At 38.8% G+C, this 20,993-nt stretch carries 17 protein-coding genes; 10 read left to right on the top strand and 7 right to left on the bottom strand.

Features of this window, described 5'->3' with window-relative positions; genetic code table 11:
• The first annotated feature begins 39 nt into the window (after positions 1-39).
• The 10 genes from MED217_RS04455 to MED217_RS04500 all read left to right on the top strand — a co-directional run bounded on the left by MED217_RS04455 (position 40) and on the right by MED217_RS04500 (position 9,446).
• Entirely contained in the window at positions 40-1,068 is a 1,029-nt protein-coding gene (locus tag MED217_RS04455; protein WP_009779287.1) for a hypothetical protein, read from the top strand.
• A gap of 85 nt (positions 1,069-1,153) precedes the next feature.
• A complete protein-coding gene (locus MED217_RS04460) occupies positions 1,154-1,624 on the top strand; it encodes a hypothetical protein (RefSeq protein ID WP_154648904.1) in 471 nt (156 codons plus the stop codon).
• Between the two features lie 5 nt (positions 1,625-1,629).
• Positions 1,630-2,403 carry a CsgE family curli-type amyloid fiber assembly protein gene (locus tag MED217_RS18455; RefSeq protein WP_083777978.1) on the top strand — a complete coding sequence of 258 codons (774 nt, stop codon included), beginning with the start codon at positions 1,630-1,632 and terminating at the stop codon, positions 2,401-2,403.
• 4 nt (positions 2,404-2,407) lie between these two features.
• Positions 2,408-2,809 carry a curli production assembly/transport component CsgF gene (locus MED217_RS04470; protein ID WP_009779290.1) on the top strand — a complete coding sequence of 134 codons (402 nt, stop codon included), beginning with the start codon at positions 2,408-2,410 and terminating at the stop codon, positions 2,807-2,809.
• A 7-nt stretch (positions 2,810-2,816) separates the two neighbouring features.
• The gene (locus tag MED217_RS04475; protein ID WP_009779291.1) at positions 2,817-4,229 is read left to right on the top strand and encodes a CsgG/HfaB family protein; all 1,413 of its coding nucleotides are present in this window, start codon (positions 2,817-2,819) and stop codon (positions 4,227-4,229) included.
• Positions 4,230-4,249: 20 nt separating this feature from the next.
• The gene (locus tag MED217_RS04480; protein ID WP_009779292.1) at positions 4,250-5,743 is read left to right on the top strand and encodes a carboxypeptidase-like regulatory domain-containing protein; all 1,494 of its coding nucleotides are present in this window, start codon (positions 4,250-4,252) and stop codon (positions 5,741-5,743) included.
• A 78-nt stretch (positions 5,744-5,821) separates the two neighbouring features.
• Positions 5,822-7,000, top strand: a complete 1,179-nt coding sequence (locus MED217_RS04485) for an AIR synthase related protein (protein WP_009779293.1) — start codon at positions 5,822-5,824, stop codon at positions 6,998-7,000.
• A 24-nt stretch (positions 7,001-7,024) separates the two neighbouring features.
• Positions 7,025-8,023 carry a DUF3078 domain-containing protein gene (locus MED217_RS04490; protein WP_009779294.1) on the top strand — a complete coding sequence of 333 codons (999 nt, stop codon included), beginning with the start codon at positions 7,025-7,027 and terminating at the stop codon, positions 8,021-8,023.
• 85 nt (positions 8,024-8,108) lie between these two features.
• Positions 8,109-8,849: a hypothetical protein gene (locus tag MED217_RS04495; RefSeq protein ID WP_009779295.1), complete on the top strand. Its 741-nt coding sequence runs from the start codon at positions 8,109-8,111 to the stop codon at positions 8,847-8,849.
• A gap of 69 nt (positions 8,850-8,918) precedes the next feature.
• On the top strand, positions 8,919-9,446 hold the full coding sequence (locus MED217_RS04500) for a hypothetical protein (RefSeq protein ID WP_009779296.1): 528 nt from the start codon (positions 8,919-8,921) through the stop codon (positions 9,444-9,446).
• Between the two features lie 122 nt (positions 9,447-9,568).
• Here MED217_RS04500 and rhaM read toward each other — a convergent pair whose 3' ends face one another.
• The 7 genes from rhaM to MED217_RS04535 all read right to left on the bottom strand — a co-directional run bounded on the left by rhaM (position 9,569) and on the right by MED217_RS04535 (position 20,991).
• Positions 9,569-9,892, bottom strand: a complete 324-nt coding sequence (gene rhaM, locus MED217_RS04505) for an L-rhamnose mutarotase (RefSeq protein WP_009779297.1) — start codon at positions 9,890-9,892, stop codon at positions 9,569-9,571.
• A 1-nt stretch (position 9,893) separates the two neighbouring features.
• Positions 9,894-11,186, bottom strand: coding sequence for a DUF4861 family protein (locus tag MED217_RS04510; protein WP_009779298.1), 1,293 nt, complete (start codon positions 11,184-11,186; stop codon positions 9,894-9,896).
• A gap of 41 nt (positions 11,187-11,227) precedes the next feature.
• Entirely contained in the window at positions 11,228-12,613 is a 1,386-nt protein-coding gene (locus MED217_RS04515) for a sulfatase-like hydrolase/transferase (protein WP_009779299.1), read from the bottom strand.
• 213 nt (positions 12,614-12,826) lie between these two features.
• Positions 12,827-14,578, bottom strand: a complete 1,752-nt coding sequence (locus MED217_RS04520) for a RagB/SusD family nutrient uptake outer membrane protein (RefSeq protein ID WP_009779300.1) — start codon at positions 14,576-14,578, stop codon at positions 12,827-12,829.
• Positions 14,579-14,599: 21 nt separating this feature from the next.
• Positions 14,600-17,791 (bottom strand): SusC/RagA family TonB-linked outer membrane protein, encoded by a 3,192-nt coding sequence (locus MED217_RS04525; protein ID WP_154648906.1) that lies wholly within the window; start codon positions 17,789-17,791, stop codon positions 14,600-14,602.
• Positions 17,792-17,811: 20 nt separating this feature from the next.
• On the bottom strand, positions 17,812-19,266 hold the full coding sequence (locus tag MED217_RS04530) for a fasciclin domain-containing protein (protein WP_009779302.1): 1,455 nt from the start codon (positions 19,264-19,266) through the stop codon (positions 17,812-17,814).
• A 36-nt stretch (positions 19,267-19,302) separates the two neighbouring features.
• Entirely contained in the window at positions 19,303-20,991 is a 1,689-nt protein-coding gene (locus tag MED217_RS04535) for a fasciclin domain-containing protein (protein ID WP_009779303.1), read from the bottom strand.
• Between the last annotated feature and the right edge of the window lie 2 nt (positions 20,992-20,993).

Genomic DNA, 20,993 nt, shown 5'->3' on the forward strand with positions numbered 1-20,993 from the left:
TAACCATTCTATATATTATTAATTTAAAACTTTTCTATTATGAAAAAAGTAGTTTTATGCGCGAGTGCGCTAATGTTTGGGGCTGTTGCTTTTGCGCAATCCAACGTAAGTGATGTCGTGCAATCGGGAGCAGACAATACTTCAGATGTTACACAGACGGGTACTATGAATGACTCAGATGTAATGCAGTCAGGTACAATTAACCGCTCTTCGGTAAACCAATTAGGTGCAGACAACTATAGCAGCGTTAGCTCTACAGGAAGACTCAACTCATCGCAGGTTCAACAGGTACATAACAATAATGAAAGTTATGTGACTCAAACAGGACAGCAAAACGGTTCAAGAGTACTTCAAGGTTTTGTGAATAGTGGAGGAACAATTTCACGCGTAGGTAACGATAACTATAGTGAAGTTACTCAAACAGGTTTCCGCAACTCATCTTATGTTGCACAACAAGATCTGGCTTCAGACCCAAGTGAATTTAATGATTCTTATGTTGTTCAAATAGGAGATTTAAATAGCAGCTCTGTTGCGCAGTTAGGGGATGTTAATTTCTCAGATGTTATTCAAAATGGTGATGGTAACGAAGGAACAGTTTATCAAAACGGTGATGGTAACTTTTCTTATGCACACCAAGGTGGATTTGGTTTTACAAGTAACGATAATTTAAGTCAAGTATCACAAGTTGGAGACGACAACTATAGCCACGTAGATCAATATGGCACATTAGGAACAGATGGTAGCATGTCTATGGTAGCTCAATTAGGTGATGCAAATCAGGCTCTCGTATGGCAAGATGGAGATAGCCATAACTCTGTTATAACCCAAACCGGTGATGCAAACCTTGCTTATACTCAGCAAAACGGGGATAACTCTGATTCTGAAGTAATGCAAACTGGTGACGCAAACTGGAGTGAAGTTTATCAATTAGGTTCTGGTCATATGAGTATTGTGACTCAAACTGGAGATATGAACTCTAGCTATGTATCTCAAACCGGAATGACCCATATGAGTACTGTTACGCAATTGGGTAACTCTAATGTTTCTTCTGTAGTGCAGATAAACTAAAAGAGTAATCATTCAAATGAGGATGAAGGGAATAGGGATATCTTATTTCCTTCATCTTTCTTTCAGTAAATCAAAAGAATAGACTATGAGTTGCTTTTTTAAAACCATATGCATTGTTTTTTTTCTGATGTTTTCCATAATTGGTAAAGCTCAAGAAGTAGGTCCTAAAGTTTTAAATCAATTAGATCTACTGAGTTCGCAAAGAGCAAATCAAAGTGCTGGCGATATATTTATTGAACAAATAGGAGATAGAAATACGGTGCAAACAATTCTAAGTAGTTCTGAGACCTCTATTAACCTAAGTCAAATAGGTGCAGGCAATGTTATTAATGTATCAGACAATTCTGAAAATTTAAAGTTAACGGTGCTTCAAAATGGAACTAATAATCAAATCTCCAAATACGGCTTATACGCATTGAAGGAGTTCAGTGCAGTACTTATTCAAAACGGAGAATATCAAAATCTAGATATTTTCGGTTCAAACGAACTCTCTAAAAATATGAAAGTAGAGATGCAGGGTTTAGGTCAAAGTATTGTAATAAGAAACTTCAACTAGTCTAAATGTTTAAGAGTAAGCATTTTTTATGGTTTATATGTTGTCTGAGTTCAATGTGTGTATACTCTCAATATTACAATAAAGAAATTCAGGCAAATCTTAATGCGCAAGAAATAAATGGATTGATTCAATTAGATGCTTTTGCTACCAATAAAACTGAAGTTAATTCTAGTGTGCGTTATGTGTTTTCAATCATTTATCCCAACAGTAAAAGCGATACGTTAAAAAAAGAAGTTACCGAAGGTCGCTTAGTTATTAACCCCAATGAAAAAATTGAAGTCTTATCAATCACACTTGATAAGGAAGTCGATGAAAAAAAAATTATTCTATTTCTAATTTATGATACTGAAGATAACATCGTAGGTAAAGCAAGATTAGTGTTTGAAGGAGGAGAGCTTGTAGAAGATGACACAAAAGTAAATGTAATACAACGGCAAAATAACTTAGATGTTCAAGCTTCTAAAGCAGATGGTATAAGCCTTACAGGAATTGTTGTAGAAGATACTAAAACAAAGCCGGGAAGTGATTTCTATAAAGAATTCTACTCCGACTATCTGTCAAAAAATATAAATGGCAAGTTTATCGTAACCATTAAGGAAGTTTTGGCGATAGGCCGAAATACAAAAATAGAGGTGCTCGTTGCCAATACTAAAGTTCTTGAATTTATAGTAAGACCGTCAATGGCTTATTTACGAGAAATGAAAAATTACGCCATTCTTAGGGTAATCAAACAATTAGAATTAATGAATAAAAACCAAAATACTGTTCAACACTATTGAAACCATGAAGTACATACTTTTTCTGCTTTTTTTAATAGCATCTTCCACCACGTTTGCACAACAGCTAACGTATCAACCTAAAAATCCAAATTTTGGAGGTGAGACTTTTAATTATCAATGGCTTTTAAGTTCTGCAAATGCGCAGAATTCCTTTAAAGATCCTGAAGAAAATGCAGCCAAAGACCAATCAGAATTAGAAAGTTTTGCGAGCAATCTGAATAGGCAACTATTAAGTCAAATATCAAGAGGACTATTCACCGCGCAATTGGGAGAAGGGCTAGAGGCAGGGACTTACAATTTTGGCTCTTTAGCTCTAGAAATATACGATTCAAATGAAGGATTGGTGATCAATATTTTAGACACCAATACGGGTGAACAAACCCAGATTATTGTCCCAAATCAATAAGATTACAATGTTAAAACATCATAGTTTATACGTCTTACTTCTACTTATTACCTTAAGCTCTTGTGGATCCTATTTTAACCAACCATTATCTCAGCAGGATGCGCGACTTGGAGAAGTAACCAGTCATACAACAACCTTAACTCAATTTCCTGAACCTGCTGAGCCGGTGGTTGCCGGGGTTTACAACTTTAAAGACCAGACAGGGCAGTATAAGAATGTAGAAAACGGAAGTACATTTAGTACGGCTGTTTCTCAGGGAGCAACCACCATGTTGATAAAAGCGCTAGAAGATTCTAAGTGGTTTACACCTATTGAACGTGAGAACCTGGGAAACCTCCTGAATGAGCGGAATATAATTAGGTCTACACGGGATGAATATAGAAAGAATAACAATCCAAATGAACCTAATTTACCTCCGTTGCTGTACGCAGGTGTTTTGCTTGAAGGTGGAATCATCAGTTATGATTCTAACATAATTACCGGTGGTTTGGGCGCGCGTTATTTTGGTGTAGGCGGTTCAACGCAATATAGACAGGATCGTCTTACAGTTTATTTAAGAGCAGTTTCGACTTCAAGCGGAAGAGTGCTTAAAACGGTATATGTTTCTAAAACGATTCTTTCACAGGCTATAGATGCTAGTTTGTTTAGATATGTGAATTTTCAGCGACTTTTAGAGGTAGAAACAGGGTATACTAAAAATGAACCGGTTCAGTTGGCCATGAAGGATGCCATAGAAAAAGCTGTAGAATCTTTGATTATTGAAGGTATTAAAGATAACCTATGGTCTTCAAAAGAAGGTGTGACCGTAAATGAGGCTTTGATTGAAAATTATGAAAAGGAAAAGGAGCTTGAAGAATCAACGCGTCTTTATGAGCGAGCATTTTTTACACAAGAATTTAAGCAATCTATAGCACTCAGTTTTGCCGGAGCATTACTAGATGGAGATTATGGTAATAAGCAATTTGCTCCATTGGGAGGATTAGGATATACGAGCAGTCTCAATGAGTTTTTAGCTATAAATGTCAATGCCAACCTTTTCAAGCTTTACGGGGGAAGCGATTTTTCTGAAAGCTACGGAAGCGCCAACCTCAATTTAGAATTCAGAATACTTAAAAACGATAAGCTTTCCCCGGTGGTCTATGGTGGAGGTGGCTTGGTCACGAGACTTCAGGGATCAGGAGAAAATGGAAGTGAAGATTTAACAGCGGCAAAAGTTCAATATGGTTTTGCGGTAGATTATCAACTTGCACCAAGGTTTAGTATGAGACTTTTTGCAGAGCACAATTTGACCTTTACCGATGAGTTAGAAGCTGCAGTAAGCGGCAAGCGCGACGACTATTACTATAACGTAGGACTAGGACTCAAGTATCATTTCAATTTTGGTAATAGTTCTGATAAGGAGAATACTTCTATAGAGTGAGATTTAATATAAATCGAAAAATGAAAAAAGCATTACTTATAATTTTAGCTATACTGGCATTTTCTTGCAGTGAGGATCCAATAGAAGATACCGGATTTGGCACCATCTCAGGAAGCGTTGTTTTAGATGGTGAAAACACGCCATTAGCCAATGTGAAAATTAGTACCAACCCTGTTACAAACACAGTTTTTACAGATGCTAATGGGGCATTTATAATTGAAGAAGCTCCGGTAGGAGACTATTCTGTTCAAGCCGATTTGGAAGGGTATATCACTGCATTTGAGGCTGCACGTGTAGAAGAAAATAGAACAAATAATATCGTCTTCGAACTTGAGGTTTCTACGGCAAATAATAAAGCGCCCTTAAAGCCGGTACTCGTGACACCAGAAGATACTAGTGTAGATGTGGCTACAACTGTTGATTTTGTTTGGACCTCTGGCAGTAACGATGAAGACGAACTTACATATACTCTGGAACTACGGAATATTACGGCAAACACTTCAGAGTATTTTGAGAACCTGATAGACACAACACTTACCGTTTCTAGCTTGCAGCGCGGCGCTCAATACATCTGGCAAATAACGGTTACAGATGACATTAATCAAGAAGTTTTGAGTGAAGTGAGTCAGTTCTCAACCATTCCTAATCCTGCAAATGCTTTTCATTTTGCACGGGTAATAAACGGTAATTCTGTGATTTTTTCTTCAGATCAAAACGGGACAGATGTTGTTCAGTTAACGCATAGTTCTCATAACAGTTTTAGACCTCGCAAGAATACACAAGCAGGTAAAGTTGCCTTTTTAAGAACTGTAGGTGGAGATACACATATATTTACAATGAATTTAGATGGTACAGCTACCAGACAGATTACTGCTGCTATTCCTGTAAATGGTTTTAGACTGAGTGCAATCAATTTTGCTTGGGCACAAAACGGGAGTAAGATCTACTATCCTAATTTTGACAAATTATACAGCATAAATCCTGATGGATCTGGTCGTGAACTATTATACCAAACCACAAATGGCTCTTTAATAAGTGAAGTTGCAACAACCGATCTTAATGACAACATTATCGTGTTGAAAACCAACAACACTTTAGGTTATGACACCCGAATTTTTACAGTAAGTCTAAGCGCTGGTACAGAAGAGACCATTATTTTAGAAAATGAAGATGGAGCTTCTGGAGGAATAGATTTGTCAGCAAATGCAGATGAAGTTATTTATACAAGAGATATAAGCGGTTCAGAAAATTCAAGTTACCGAATATTTCAAAGTAGACTTTTTAAATATGATCTAAATTCAAGCACCGAAACTCAAATTCAAACAGATGTTGATCAGGGAGAAAATGATCTTGAGGCAAGATGGTCGCCTTCAGAAGGAGAAATTATTTTAACCCGTAAAGGAAATAATAGTGCTGCTGAACCGGCGGTTTATATGATAGATTTAAACAGTTCTTCCACCAGCGGGAGTGACATACAGCTTTTTCCTAATGCATCTATGCCCGATTGGGAATAGTAATAAAAAGCTTTTTAAAACGTCCTGAAATATCAGGACGTTTTTATTTCTTACTTTTGCCAAATAATTAACAATTCGATGAGTCAAGAGATTTCTAAGCGCTACGCACAACGTGGTGTTTCCGCCGGTAAAGAAGAAGTGCATAAAGCCATTAAAAATGTAGATAAAGGCTTGTTTCCTAAGGCATTTTGTAAGATAGTGCCAGATTATTTAACAGGGAGTGAAGACCACTGTTTGATCATGCATGCTGATGGTGCCGGGACAAAATCTTCACTGGCGTACATGTACTGGAAGGAAACCGGTGATCTTTCAGTATGGAAAGGGATCGCTCAGGATGCGTTGATTATGAATATTGATGACTTGCTTTGCGTAGGTGCTACAGATAATATTTTGCTTTCCTCTACAATAGGTCGAAATAAGAACCTGATTACGGGAGAAGTGATTTCTGCAATTATTAATGGTACTGAAGAATTAATAGCAGACCTTGAGCAACACGGGGTTTCTATTAAAAGTACCGGAGGAGAAACGGCAGATGTGGGCGATCTTGTGCGCACGATTATTGTTGATTCTACGGTAACAGCAAGAATGAAGAAGGAAGATGTAGTTGATAACGCTAATATCAAACCAGGTGATGTGATTGTAGGGTTGGCTAGTTTTGGCCAGGCAACTTATGAAAGCGAATATAATGGCGGGATGGGAAGTAACGGACTTACTTCGGCACGCCACGATGTTTTCAATAAGTATTTAGCTGCAAAATACCCTGAAAGTTTTGATAAAGCTGTGCCTGATGAATTGGTCTACAGTGGGTCAAAAAAGTTGACAGATACAGTTTCAGAAAGCCCTCTTGATGCCGGAAAACTTGTGTTGTCCCCAACACGTACGTATGCTCCGGTGATCAAAAAGATCTTAGCTTCTGTAGATAGAAGCTTGCTTCACGGGATGGTGCATTGCAGTGGCGGCGCACAAACCAAGATTTTACACTTCATAGAAAACTTACATATTATAAAAGACAACCTGTTTGATATTCCACCGCTTTTTAAACTTATTCAAGAGGAAAGTGGTACCGACTGGAAAGAAATGTATCAGGTTTTTAATATGGGGCATAGAATGGAGTTGTATGTAGAGCCTAGTCTTGCCGATGAAATTATTGCGATCTCAAAATCATTCAATATTGATGCGCAAGTAATTGGTCGGGTTGAAAACGCCGATCAAAAAGAGTTGACAATTAAATCACCTTTCGGAACGTTTACTTATTAATACTGAAACCGTAAAGCTATTAATTTGAAAAAAGCACTATTCTTCACGAGTTTAATCGCAATACTTTTATGTTTTGAAGGAATTCAAGCCCAACACGTGGCCTTTCCGCTTCCTTTAAAAAAGAATTTAGTAAAGCGTTTAACTGAACAATTGGCGCCAAAGCCTGAGACCAATTGGAAAAAATTAAACCGTGTAGGAGTAGATTTAAGTGAAGTTGCTTTTGTAAACTGGAATGCCGGTGGTAGTAATTCGATCTCCGGTTTAGCTGAAGTTGTACTTGAACGAAATTATTCTGATAGTAATAAAAAATGGCGTAATAAACTGGTCACGCGGTACGGTGTCAATAGTCAGGAAGGGCAGGAGATTCGTAAGACTGACGATATGTTGGAGCTTACTTCAGATTTTGGTTATCGTAGAGATACTTTATCTAATTGGTATTATTCGGCAAAATTTAGATTTGCTTCTCAATTTACAAACGGTTATAAATATCCAGACACCAGTACGCCTATCTCGCAGTTTATGGCTCCTGGTTATGTCTTTGTCGGAGTAGGAGGTGAGTATGGTCAACGTTTAGATAACCTTTCTATTTATGCATCTCCTTTAACCTACAAATCCACATTTGTTTTAGATCAAAATCTAGCAAATAATGGTGCCTTTGGGGTTACGCCTGCCGTACGGGATGCAGACGGAAACATCATAAGAGAAGGCTCTAATTTCAATAGTGAACTCGGTATTCTACTCCAAAGTTCGCTCAAGGCTAGGGTAATGGATAATATAAATCTTACCAATCTCGTAAATCTCTATACAGACTATTTGAACAGCTTCGGTAATATTGATATTGACTGGCAGCTTAATTTGAATTTTAAGGTCAACAGTTTTGTGCTGGCAAAGGTCGGGTCTCATCTTAAATACGATAACGACATTAAGATCACAGAGACCAATGTAGATGGTGATGAGGTCACGATGGGCGCTCGTACACAGTGGAAACAGCAGTTAGGAATAGGTGTGATAGTTGATTTTTAAAAAAAAAGTCAACTATTTAGAAAACCTCAGTTCCATTTTTTTCGTATGTTTTATTCAATCAAATTCCACTAGTGAACCTAAAACTATGAAGTCTAAATTTAAGCTGGATGATAACAACCTTTTTATCATCTTAATTGTAATAGCCGCCATTATTAATTTGGGGGTTATAGCTTTCATGGAATTAGAATCCAGCAGACTTACACGACTGGTAACTATTGTACTTCTATTTTGCTACTATCTTTTCAAAAAGGAGAAGATAAACCTCTGGACCGTCGTAGCCTTCGTATTTTTTATAAGTAGAGATGTATTCTTTCAATTTTATGAAGAAGCTTGGGGCTATAAAACCTATCTCATTTTGGGGACTCTCTGCTATCTAACTATTGTTTTAGAACGTTTGCCAAAAATTTCAGAAATCAATTTTAAGCCGGGTGTAGTTTTAGTGACACTTTTTCTGGTAGCAGCAAACACGTATACACTCTATGTGATTATGAATATGAGTATGGTTACCTATACCTTTCATGACGGTTTAGAACCTATTCTATTATATGTTTATGGCGCTGCAATGATGATTCTTGGTGTACAGGCGATTGCTTATAATAACAAATACAACAGCAACAGATCGTTGTTGTATATTTTCTTCGCATTCGGGTTTATTTTTTCAGATATCGCGGCTTTATTTGCATACTACTTTGAATTTGGTTCATTTTACTTCCTTGATCGCTTTTTCTTTCTTGGCGCAATGGCGCTTTTTATGAATTACGGTCTCAACTACGAGAGTGTGAAAGAAGAGTATTATCAATATGAAATGATTGATAAAAAGCTCTAAATAGTTGCGCATAATTTCTTTTTTGCTGAACATTGATAGCATCAAAATCAATGAATAAATAAGAACTATATGGCGAGTTTATTAGGAATAGGATCAAGACTAAAACATCACGAGTATGGCTTAGGCGTGGTTACCAATGTTACCTCAAAGCACTATTGGGTTACTTTTATTGATAAGGGTCTGGAAACTATTGACCTGGACGAAGAGATAGAAGTGATCGAAGCTGTCGAAGATGAGGTTGATACGGTAAGCTTTTATGAAGTAGAAAGCACACTTAGAACCTTGCTAAAGAAATATTCCGACATCTCTGAAATTGTACCAATAGCCGATAAATTTAAAGGTGGAACAATTACCTTAAATCCCGCTGATTCCAATTTGACGAGTAAAGAAATTCCCATCGATACGTTTTTTCATAAAATCGTGATGGTGCGGGATCGTGTGCGAGTGATGGAGCAAAAGATCAACTCGAGTAAAAATCTCGATGATCAGGAGAAAGTAGACCTTCAGCAGTATATATCCCGTATTTATGGGAGTTTAACCACCTTTAATATACTGTTTAAAAACAGCTCTCAGAATTTTAAAGGAGCAGGAAAGTAAAAGCTTTATAACAACAAAAAATCCTGAATTCATATTCAGGATTTTTTGTTTGACACCGTCAAAGTGATTAATACCTTAAGCTTGCTTTGAGCTTATTGGTTATGAACTGCTTTAGCAGAAAATTAGTCGTTTTTTTGCAGCTCAAAAACCTCCTTTAGCGGAATTTCCACCGGCGAATGATCTTCGTGGGTTTCCATAATATCAGCCATATAAGCCCACCATTTTTTTACGATAGGGTTTTGTGGAAGCCCCTGAGTGGTATGATTTGCTTTTAGTTTTTGAAAAGCAAAAAGCTTCAGGCTTTTTTCGTCTAAAAAGATATGATATTCTTCAATTCCCGAATCGTTTAAAAGCGCTTGAAGATCTGGCCAGATGAGGTCGTGACGACGTTTATATTCCTCCTCAAAACCGGGTTTAAGTTGCATAGTAAAGGCGTGTACAGGCATTTTATTTGTTTTCTATATTAATGTCAATTGGTGTGAAAAGTTGGTTGGCCAGTTGTTCTACGTAAGCTTTAAAATAAGCTGCATCTTTAAACTTTGGGTTCTGACTAAGTTCCCAACCGGAAACCCCATAATACGTAACGGGCTCTTCGTTTGCTACATTCATTTTTGCCAGATAAGACTGTGTGAATTGTCCAGTCTGGGGAGCTTCGGTGTAGCTGCTATAAGCATCAGCAGGGAGTATTAGTGCTGTGCCCATAATCCATTTTCTATCGTAAGTTAAAGAATCGTGTTGCACCAGTGCAACCCATTTTTCAGTTTTGATTTCTTCAACTCCATTTTGATTATTGATGTTTGAAAGACCAATGGCAAGCGTGTCATTTTCTTTCAATCCACTAATTGAAACAGTATTTTGATAGGCATACATTCCCGGCCAGATCGTTACTGTTTCTTTTGCCTGATATGTGTTTCCGGCTGTATTCCAATTAGAATAGTCAATATGCATCGTAGATTTAACCGGTCCTTTTTCAACAATTTTGAAATGTGTTTTTTCAATATTGCTCAGGGTGTCGGTTACCAGAATTCCCAAACGTCTTATAGTATCGTTTGCGATTACCCCAAAACCGCCTAAGCCGGCCGAATTACCTACCGGAAAAACATCACGTCCCCAAGCTTCCATTGTGTGGTAATTGTCAACAACCGCTTTCGATTCATCTAAACCTACATTCTCAGGAGTGATCGCGGCACTCTTTTTACCGTAAACATCTTTAGCATTACGACCATCCAGATAATGTCTAAAAGCCACTTTATCATTTTCCCAAGTTGGCCCGTCTGTTTGATACTTTTGAAAGCCAAGCGCTTTGGGCATATCTGTTGCTGAAAGTGTCTCTTCTAATGCAGGAGCGACAGGCTCTTCTAGCGCCTCGCGTTTACCAAAGCGGATGTTGGTTTTAACTTTATACTGGGGCGCTTCAGCTATCCACTTAAACTGAATCTTTTTGGTTTCTGAAGGCTCAAAATCAGTAACAAAAAACAACTGATCAACTTTTCCGTTAGCATTGCTGTCAACCAATTGTGAAGCAATAGTGTCTCCTTCAAAAGTGAGTAGGGGATGCATTTCTGCATCAGCTTTATAATCCAATTTGGTCAACCCGATCGCAATGGCCTTATCAGAAAGTGAAGTGTTCTCAGGATTAGTAAGGGAAATTTGAATATTGTCTTCTACATTTTGGTCACAACTTGACAGAAGAAGTATTGTAAGGATGGAAAGAAAATAGGTGCATTTGATTTTAGGCATAGCATAAGTTTTTGATGAAAAGTAGAGAACATCTTGGTTTCCTAGTTTTTTAAGCCAACGTTGACCTCAGGCGTATCTTTACTAAATTCTTGATTTAGGTATGCTGTAAGTTCAGCAACTTCAGCTTGATTTTCTGAAGCAATATTGTTTTCTTCAGAAGGATCTACTTCAATATTATACAATTCAAATTCCGGTGGATCTTTAAGGTGTCGCGTGCGAATGAGTTTAAAAGGTTTCAGAATTATAGATTCTTGTAAATGTCCTCGTGTATAAATTGGTTTTTCACGTGCAACTGAAGCAGTTTTTAGGAGGTGCTGTGCATTTACTCCTTCAACCGTGCTCGGAAGCTCTTCTGCATTTGCCCAATTCAAAAACGTAGGCATCCAGTCGGTCACATTGATATAGTTTGTAGAAGTACCCGAATTGAGATTTTCCGGCCAGGAGATAATCGCAGGAACACGTAGGGCTCCTTCATAATTGGAAGTTTTAAAGTCCCTTAGCGGGAGATTGCTTCCTAACGAATAGTTAGGGCCATATTTACCGTCGTATTGCGTATTAGGAACCCATTTTTCCTGAGCGCCATTGTCGCTTACAAAAAGAACGACCGTATTTTTTTCTAAATCTTTGTCCTTGAGTTTTTGTAGAATTTCCCCAATTCCGGCATCCATATGCGTCATTGCTGCGGCATAAGCCCGGCGTGAAGAATCTTTAATACCCGTGTATTTTTCAAGCCACTCTTGTGGTTCTTGCAGTGGAATATGAGGTGCACTGTAAGCTACTTGTAAGTAAAAATTCTGGTCAGTTTGCAAGGTGTCTATATAATGTACCGCACTTTGCGTAAGGAGATCGGTGACGTGACCTTTTTCAGAAATGAATTTCCCATTGCGATACCACGTGCTGTCACCATTTTTATAGGTGTGTGCGTATTGATCCAGCTGCCCATGGAGAAAACCATAGGAAAAATCAAAACCATAAACCTCAGGGCCGCTTTCAGGTTTTAAACCTAAATGCCATTTACCCATTAAGGCTGTTTTATAATTGAGTTTTGAAAGCGCCTGCGGAAGCGTGGTAATGCTGTCGGGGAGATTGAGTTCGCTTCGGCCACTTATGGGAGCAACAATACCCATTCGGCTAGCAGGTCTACCCGTGAGTAAGCTAGCTCGAGCAGGCGAACAGGTAGGGTAGGTGTAAAACCGATCTAAGGTGAGCCCTTTACCTGCTAATTGATCCAGGTTAGGCGTTTGAATTTCAGAACCATGAAAGCTAAAATCATTCCATCCTGCATCATCTGCAATGATGACGAGGAAATTTGGTGTTTTTTTATCGTCTAAAATTTTATCCTTGTTTTCATTTTTACAAGCTGAAGCCAATACCAGTGCAGAAAGAGCTATAAAAAGATGTTGAAAATGAAAACGGGATGGAATCATATTTAAAGTTAAAACTGTTGATTTATATAGAAGTAAAATGTGCTCTCTCAAAGTTAACCGTACAGCCTGTATAAAGTGTCCTGTTCTAACCTGATTGTAAAAGAGAAGGAGCGTGGCTTGATTCTTTATTAAAACAACAATGCTACGATGTAAACCGTAGCATTGTCCTCTCAAAATTAGAATTAAATCTAAACACAAACAAAGTCGTTATATTTATTCTTCATCGTTCCATATAAACGGTAAATACCAGTTTTCTCTTGACATCAATTTGGTACGTACGGCAGAAGCTTCAGCATTGCCATCGGCGTTAAGCTTGGCATACACGCGGTCTGCAAGAAAAGCAGGGTCGTTACGGTGAATCGCTACACGCACGAGATCACCCCATCGGTTTCCTTCAAAAGCCAGTTCTAAGGCAGCTTCTTCAATTAGATTGTTTTCAATGCTGATCAAACTATCTCCTAAAACCGGAGCGCGTTCGAGATAAGCACGTCCACGTACTCCACCATTACGATGCCAATCACCGCGATAGTATGGGAAATCTCCTTGTCTCGCATCAAAGTTGTATGGGAATGGTAGATTGGTTTGTTCAATATCGGTCACATCTTCCTGGCCCGGTACGGTGTATTCCCCTTGAAGTCCAAAATTTAAAAGTGCATCTGCCAGACGATGTTGGCCGTCTCTGTTGGCAGCTTCGGCATAGCGTAAGTGCAGTTTAGCAGCACGGTAGAGATGCCAGCGCCCGTCTCTTTGAAATACATCTACAGGAAGCTGTGTTGCAGGGTCAAGGTAATTGTACAAATACTTCATAATGACCGGCTGCTCATTAATAATATTATAGGAGAATTTTGAACCTCGAGCATCATATGGAAAACCATTACGTTGCGTTTGATCCTCCCATAAATTCATCACATGCTGAGAAGGTTTAAGTAGATATTCACCATCACGATTTGAAAACAGATCTATAAATGGATTCTCTGGAGCAAAACTTGAGTCAAAAGGTAAAGACCAGATCCATTCTGTATTCCAAAGCGCGTCTGGCTCTCTGGAAAACATAGAGCGCCACCCTTGGTTATTGTTGTTAACTAAAGCTTGTGCATCTTGCTCACGATAACGAATATAACCAACAGCTAAGTCGTTGTTGCTCGCAATGTCTGCATACTTTACGCGATACGTGTCAAAACGCTCTGTGTCACTACCACTGCCTGTAGCAGTCTCCATCACTACTTTGTAATGAGCCGCAGCTTGTTGATAATTACCTTCCCATAACTGTAAATCTCCTAATAAACATTCTTTATTGATAAAGAATTTACCGGTATTGTACCCGTCCACGTCAATAACAAGCGTACTGTTTGTACTGTAAAGATCGGTATACGGTAAAGCTTCGGTAAAGTTTATGAGTTCATCAAGTAACTCTTCAAATGAGATACGTGGAAATTGATTAAGATCTCTTACATCGTCTAGGTTTTCAACAGGCTCAGTGATATAAGGAACGCGCCCGTAGTGAATTCCTAATTGAAGGTATAACCAACTTCTTAAGGTTCCAATATCTGAATAACGCTCGTTGTACTCATTGCTGTCCAGACGGTTGTCTGCACGCATTAAATCAAAGTTCTTAAGAACATCGTTACAGTTATTGATCACTTCGTAAAAATCCTTTGGGCTGGCATATGGATTTTCAGGAGTTACGCGGTGCTCACTCAATTGTTGTAAAAACGGACTAGAATTGTAGGTTGTGCTGGTAAGGTCTGCACGTAGTTCGTTAAGAATAACATATTTTTCGGCAAGTCCCATAAATTGGCCGTAGATACCTACGACTGCTGCATCTGCATCAAATACGTCACGGTAAACCTGGTCTTGATTGAGTTGATCTTTGGGCTCAACATCTAGATATTCTGAACAGGATCCCAGGCTTAATAATAAAGCCAATGCGCCCAATCTTAATGTATGTTTTGTATTTCTGATCATTGTCATTATTTTTTCTCTTAATTATAGTCCTAGTCTTAGTCCCATTTGTATTGTAGTAAATTGTGGCATTAGCCCTAAATCTGCTCCCTGACCAAAGATTGATGAGGTTGCGCTAAACTCAGGATCATAACCTAAATAGTCTGTAAGGGTAAATAGGTTGTTTGCACTTGCATAGAGTTTTACCGACTTGATATACTCAAGATCTAAGGCAATATCATACGCTACTACTAAAGTTTTTAAACGTAAGAAGGAACCATCTTCGATCCAGCGGTCTGAAAAAGAAGCGTTACCTAGCGGATCTCCCCATACCGCACGTGGAATTGTTGTTTGCTGTCCTTCGGCAACCCAACGATTTCTAACTGCGATACTTTGGTTTTCGTAGCCGCTCATTTTTTCAAGATTATTGCGAACCCCATTATACAGATCATTTCCTACTGAGAAGTTGAATAAACCTGAAATGCTTAAACGTTTCCATTTAAAATTGGCACTAAAGCTTCCGAAAAGATCCGGATTGGGGTTTCCTATAACTACGCGGTCATCATTATCTATCACCCCGTCATTATTTACGTCTGTGAAAATCACATCACCACCTGTAAAGGCTTCTAAAGCACCATTGTCTAGGCGTCTGCTTAAACCGGCAGCCTGAGCTTCGGCAGTAGTTGCATAAACACCGTTGGTCTCGTAGCCGTAGAATAAGTTGGCATCCTGACCTTCGTGTGTGATGTAGGTTGCTCCACCAAATTCAGTAACTATAGGTCCGTCAGGTAATCCTGTAACTTCATTTACATATCGAGACAGGTTAAGCCCTAGATCAAGATTAATATCAGCCGTATGAATGAGTCGTGTGTTAAGACTTAAATCAATTCCCTGAGTTTTCATATCACCACTGTTTGAAACCACGTAGTCAAAACCACTTGTAGTATTTACCGGCTCGTAAGTGATCATATCTGAAGTCTTATTTTGGTATACATCAACCGAAGCATTAAAGCGCTCATTGAATAGTGCCAGATCAAGACCAAGATTCAGTTTGCTTACGGTTTCCCATTTTAGTTCAGGGTTTCCGATGTTTCCACGGACTAAACCTTGAATTCCTAACAAGTTTTGAGAAACGTAAAGTTGTTGTGCAGTGAAGTTGCCTATATCATCATTTCCGCTTACACCAAAACTTGCTCTTAGTTTCAATAAATCTAACGCTGAAGCATCTTTTAAGAATTCTTCTGACGAAATTAACCAAGCTCCGGAAGCCGAACCAAGTGCTGCAAATTGCGAATCACCAATGCTGAATCCTCCATTTTGAATATTGTCGCCAAAACGGCTTGAGCTGTCGATAGAACCGTTAAAGGTCAAAAAGTACTTGTTAAGGTAATCGTATTCTGCACTTAGGTAAGCATTTACCCAGTTCCATTCTCCTAAAGAACCTCCTACTACACGTAGCAAGTTGCTACCTGCACCTACAGTTGTAAAATCATCTGTAGCAGAGTTAAAGCCTAAACCTAGATCACTTTCAGACTCGTTGCTTTGGGTACGTAACCCTAATCTTAAGTCAAGACCATGTTTGTAATTAAAACGCTTGCCATAATTTAAATAGGTATCTGTATAGAGTGTGTAAAGACGCTGCACTTCACTACCACTGCGGTTATTTCCTATAGCAGTAGGTAAGATCACATCGGCTACACCAAAGTCTGGTATAAAGAAAGATTCACGCTCTTTATTATACGTAAGACCTGCGAGCATATTCGCTTCAAGATTATCAGAAATCTTATAGTTAAAATCAAGGTTTCCGTAAAAACGATAGTTTTTGTTGATCCCAATACCATTGTCAAGAATAGCGACCGGGTTACCCACATTAAAAAGATCTACATCAGAAAGGTTAGGAGATACTTCACCGCTAGCATTAATTGCATTGATCGCTGTAAAAGGCGCTTTGGTTAATGCTAAATACATTGGGCTTGTTTTGTAAGCTAACCCTTGATCTCTTAGATTTTCAGTATTGTGAATGAACGATAGGTTTGCATTTACTGATAACTTTTCGGTAAGGCGTAAAGCTGCGTTAAGTCGGGTGTTGTAGCGTTCCAGATCTGTTTCTCTAATAATTCCTTCACTTCTAAGATAGCCTACAGAAAGGCCATATTTTGCGATGTCATCACCACCTCTAATCTTTAAGAAATAGTTTTGATTGGCGCTACTTTTAAATACCTGATCTTGCCAGTTGGTTTGATTGTGGTATTGGTAATAGGCTTCGTTCTGTCTATCATCGATCATCCAAGGCATATTTGCAATTTGTTGTTGCGAATCACCACGGGTTGCAATAAGTTGAGATAAATAGGTTCTATAATCTCCGGCACGCATTACAGGCAAATCGTCTGGCTTCTGGTTGATGCCGCCGTACATTGTAAAATCTATTTTAGTACTTAGATCAACCGGGCGGGTAGTGGTAATAATAATTACCCCATTAGCGCCTTTGGTACCATAGATTGAAGAACCATCTTTTAACACGGTTACATCTTCAATATCTTTAACTTCAAGCATTGATAGCGGAGAAGAGCTGGTATACTGAATGATCCCAGAACCATAGTCTTCATCATCGTAGATCATTCCATCTACAATAAGTAAGGGTTTGTTTGTAGCATATAGCGAATTGAAACCTCTTAATGTAAGGTTTGCTCCGGCACCGGGAACACCAGATTTACGGGTACTGTGTAAACCGGCAACACGGCCTTGTAGAAAATCGCCAACCGACTCGTTTACCGGATTTCCCCATTGGCCTTTAGAAAAATCTACTGTTGTCGCAGCTTTAGGATTGGTATACTGCAGCTGCTTACCACCCGGTAGTTCAGACTCTTGATAGAATTGCGAGTAGCTTGTTTCAAAGAGTTCGATCTCCAGGTTGCTAGACTTATTGTTTAAAGGAAACACTTTGGTCTGAAATTCTTGTCCGCTGATGGTGAGTAGTGTATTAAGGTGAGGTACATTAATAGCAAATGTTCCATCCTCGTTACTAATCGCTGCAGAGAAGTTTTTTACCGCAATATTGATTCCCGAGATACCGGTGTTTGTGGCGGCATTTTTTATGATACCGGTAACCTCAATGCCTTTTTGAGAGGTGCTATCTACCGGGGTAGAATCATTGGTATCTTGAGCATACAATCCCTGCGTTACTCCGCTGCAGAGCAGTACACTTAGAATACAGGTTAGTTGTAATATTTTGAGCATAACAATTGGTTTAAAAGACATTACTTAATTACAGGTACTAGTTTTAAATAATCTAAGGTTAGTGTATTTGCACCTGCAGATCCGGTGTTGGCAGCAATAAGTGAGATTAGATCCAGCATACCTGCTTCGTCTAAAGTAAATTCACCTATGTACCGCTCCTGATAATCGTTTGGAGGAACATCGGTATAATCTAAGGTCGCAATAGGATCTGCAACCGTACCATCCTCTTGAAAAGTACCACCGAAACGTAAGCGTTGTGAGAAGGTGTTGTTTTGAATATCGTTAATTGCGCGCCAGTAAACCTGATAGGTTGTGCTGTAAAGGTTATTGGCATTGTAATAAATAGCAAACAAGGGTTCCCCGTGATTCTGAACCATAATGTCATAGAACATTTCTCCGGTAGGATCTTCTTTTTCGCGATAATACGTGTTTCCGCGCTTATCATCCTGACTGAAACCGGAAGGTTCTTCGCCTTCAATCCTTGTTGTAAGCAGGCGTGTTTCTAAAGGAACATCCAGGCTGCTCATCACATACACAATCCCATTACTTAGCTGAACTTCTTCAACAATATTATCTGTATTGATCGGGATTTTTACTCCAAATTTTGACGTAAGCGTGTCGGGTAAATTTTCACGTGCAATAGCTTTGTGCAAAGCCATATCTCTTACCGCAAAATAGCTGGCATATGTAGTTGTAGAATCCTCATTACTCTTAATAAGATAAGGCTCCAGCTTTTCTACTTCAGCATCATAAGCATCATCTTGTAATAAGAAAAAGGTGTATTTATTTTGCTCGTTGTTTAAGTTATAAACGTTTGTGAAAAACGAGTTTGTAAGAGAATCAGCAAACATCCCAGGCATATCTTCAGCATTTGCTTTGGCTACACTATCTCTGCGATATAAATTGAATTCATCAAGTTCAATTAAGAACGAACTCATTTTATTATCGGCAGTTGCGTTGATGTATTCCCAAATGTTTTGCTTAGGCGCAAGGGCTTTATCAACAATATGAAAAAGACCATTGGAAGCATATTGATCTGCGGTTACTACCTGAGCATCAGACATCACCGTACCGTTTTTAAACTCAAGGTACTTGTTAGAAAGCATTTGAACCGTTACTGTATCTGCTTCGGTTACCGATGAAACTGCGGTAAGCGCTATGTGGTTTTCTACAAAAAGTCTTTTTGCAGCATCACTCGCTAAAGCTTCACTCGCAACATTAGATAATGCTTCGTTAGTTGGTGCCCAAACCGTGTAGGTTTTAGAACCGGCCAGAATAGCGTCATAACCGGTTTCTTCTAAAAGTGCTCCAAAATCTGAAGTTTGCGAGCCAGATACGATCCTTTGCGTTAAGTTTTGCCCCAGATTATCATCTGTAGTGCTACTGTGATCTTCCCAAGGGTCTGAGCAAGCTGCTGTAGCAAGAAGTAAAAGTCCTGCTGCAAAAGCTTTAGTATATGTTTGTAATCTTATCATCCTCGTTTGGATTAATTTAGTTTAGTTGTTTTTGATTTATTCATCGATTAGTCCGTCACCACCTGCTTCCATTTTTGGATACAGTTGATCCATATCAACAGGTCTGAACTCTATAACGTCTATCCAAGATGGGCCACCAGCGTATGCCAATGATTCTAATGTTATAGTATGTCTTCCTGTAGTTGGAACTTCAATGATACCTGCTAATCTCGAGTTGAATCTGCTTGTTGTAATATTTAAGTGGCGTTTGTAACCCTGTGATTCTAGTACGCGTTCTGGTAAATCTGTGTTTCCGTACTCTGTGAAATTTATAAGTCTAGGTAAAGCTTCCCCATTAAATAAAGCGCGCACAGAACTTGAGGCACGACCATTTTGACGATAGGAAACCCAAACTTTATAGCGCCCTTTGATAAGTACAGGGGTTGTGAATTCCAAATTATTTATAACTCCGGTTCTATGTCTGAGAAGTTCAACAACGTCACCGTGCCAAGCCTGAGAAAGTTGAGCCCCATCACCTGTGGCAGCAGCTAAGTAACCCAATCTAAATGCTGCGTTTCCTTCCCAAGTTACTTCAGATAACTCTGATCTGGAAAGATCTGCATAGTTACCCGGCTTTCTAAATACCGAGCTCAACTGTCTAAATTCTGGTTGATCTGCAACATCGAAATATACGGGAGCAGGAAAACGTTTTTTGATAAAGAAGTTATCGTTTACATAATGTAGCACTCCGTTTGACGCAGTTACATCACTTTGAGATCTGTTGATTTGAACACCGGGTTCAAAAACGCCATTAAAAGTTTCTTCGTTAAGTAGTAAAGAATCGCTTGCAAGTTTAACGCTTATTACTTCAAGAGGTGCTTTAGTAAGAACCACAGATTTTACAGCAAGATCTGCCAAGTAGTCTAATTCTGGAATTATGCGATAAGCCACATAAAGATTAAGACTGTCAAGCGGGTTTGTAGGGTCATCAAGATGACTATAGCGCTCTTTTAAATCATTTAAAGTATTAAAACCTGCTTCTTGAAAAACCTCGTTTGTTTGAGCCAATACACTCACATGGCTAGAAATACTATCCTGATCGTAAGTTAACGGTTCATCTAAAGTGTCGTACCAGCCTGTTTCTCTGATCAGTTCGGCAAACAGCGATAAAGAAGGGTCTTCGTCAATAGTTTCGGCTAAAGTTTGATCTGCTACTTCCAAAGCTTTGTCAATCACGTGTATTACACCGTTACCCACTTCAACATTAGAAGAAATGATACGCGCATCTTTATTAACGGTAATATTAGACTGCCCGTCACGGTTTACAGCACCGGTGATCAAAAACTGACCTTGTAAACTAGGTGTGGCAATTTTACCATCATTAAATTGAACTGTAGTAAACACTTCATCGATAATATGCAATTTGGCTAACTCTTGCAGGTCTTCCATTGGGACATCTGCAACGTTTGAAGCTCCTAGATCACTTAGGTATTGATTTACTGCGTCATTTGTTGGTAAGAACAGCGTGTAGGTGCCATACGTATTCATAAATGATGCGTAATCTGTTACATCAAGAATTTCTAAGAACAGAGAATACTCTTCTTCATTAGCTCTTAGAAACTCGGTGATGTTCAACGTTTCGTCAGTTGATTCTTTATATTTTTCTTCTGTACAACTTAGAACCAAACCGGTAAAAACAACCAGTAGTGTAAGTGTGTATAACGAGGGTCTGAATAGTGTTTTCATAG

The organism is Leeuwenhoekiella blandensis MED217 (assembly GCF_000152985.1).
Lineage (GTDB): Bacteria > Bacteroidota > Bacteroidia > Flavobacteriales > Flavobacteriaceae > Leeuwenhoekiella > Leeuwenhoekiella blandensis.

Coding starts and splice junctions, on each gene's coding strand:
- rhaM (WP_009779297.1), bottom strand. CDS start 9,892: ATGCCTGTACACGCCTTTACTATGCAACTTAAACCCGGTTTTGAGGAG.
- MED217_RS04530 (WP_009779302.1), bottom strand. CDS start 19,266: ATGATAAGATTACAAACATATACTAAAGCTTTTGCAGCAGGACTTTTA.
- MED217_RS04525 (WP_154648906.1), bottom strand. CDS start 17,791: ATGCTCAAAATATTACAACTAACCTGTATTCTAAGTGTACTGCTCTGC.
- MED217_RS04455 (WP_009779287.1), top strand. CDS start 40: ATGAAAAAAGTAGTTTTATGCGCGAGTGCGCTAATGTTTGGGGCTGTT.
- MED217_RS04500 (WP_009779296.1), top strand. CDS start 8,919: ATGGCGAGTTTATTAGGAATAGGATCAAGACTAAAACATCACGAGTAT.
- MED217_RS04535 (WP_009779303.1), bottom strand. CDS start 20,991: ATGAAAACACTATTCAGACCCTCGTTATACACACTTACACTACTGGTT.
- MED217_RS04460 (WP_154648904.1), top strand. CDS start 1,154: ATGAGTTGCTTTTTTAAAACCATATGCATTGTTTTTTTTCTGATGTTT.
- MED217_RS04520 (WP_009779300.1), bottom strand. CDS start 14,578: ATGATCAGAAATACAAAACATACATTAAGATTGGGCGCATTGGCTTTA.
- MED217_RS04515 (WP_009779299.1), bottom strand. CDS start 12,613: ATGATTCCATCCCGTTTTCATTTTCAACATCTTTTTATAGCTCTTTCT.
- MED217_RS04480 (WP_009779292.1), top strand. CDS start 4,250: ATGAAAAAAGCATTACTTATAATTTTAGCTATACTGGCATTTTCTTGC.
- MED217_RS04475 (WP_009779291.1), top strand. CDS start 2,817: ATGTTAAAACATCATAGTTTATACGTCTTACTTCTACTTATTACCTTA.
- MED217_RS18455 (WP_083777978.1), top strand. CDS start 1,630: ATGTTTAAGAGTAAGCATTTTTTATGGTTTATATGTTGTCTGAGTTCA.
- MED217_RS04510 (WP_009779298.1), bottom strand. CDS start 11,186: ATGCCTAAAATCAAATGCACCTATTTTCTTTCCATCCTTACAATACTT.
- MED217_RS04485 (WP_009779293.1), top strand. CDS start 5,822: ATGAGTCAAGAGATTTCTAAGCGCTACGCACAACGTGGTGTTTCCGCC.
- MED217_RS04470 (WP_009779290.1), top strand. CDS start 2,408: ATGAAGTACATACTTTTTCTGCTTTTTTTAATAGCATCTTCCACCACG.
- MED217_RS04495 (WP_009779295.1), top strand. CDS start 8,109: ATGAAGTCTAAATTTAAGCTGGATGATAACAACCTTTTTATCATCTTA.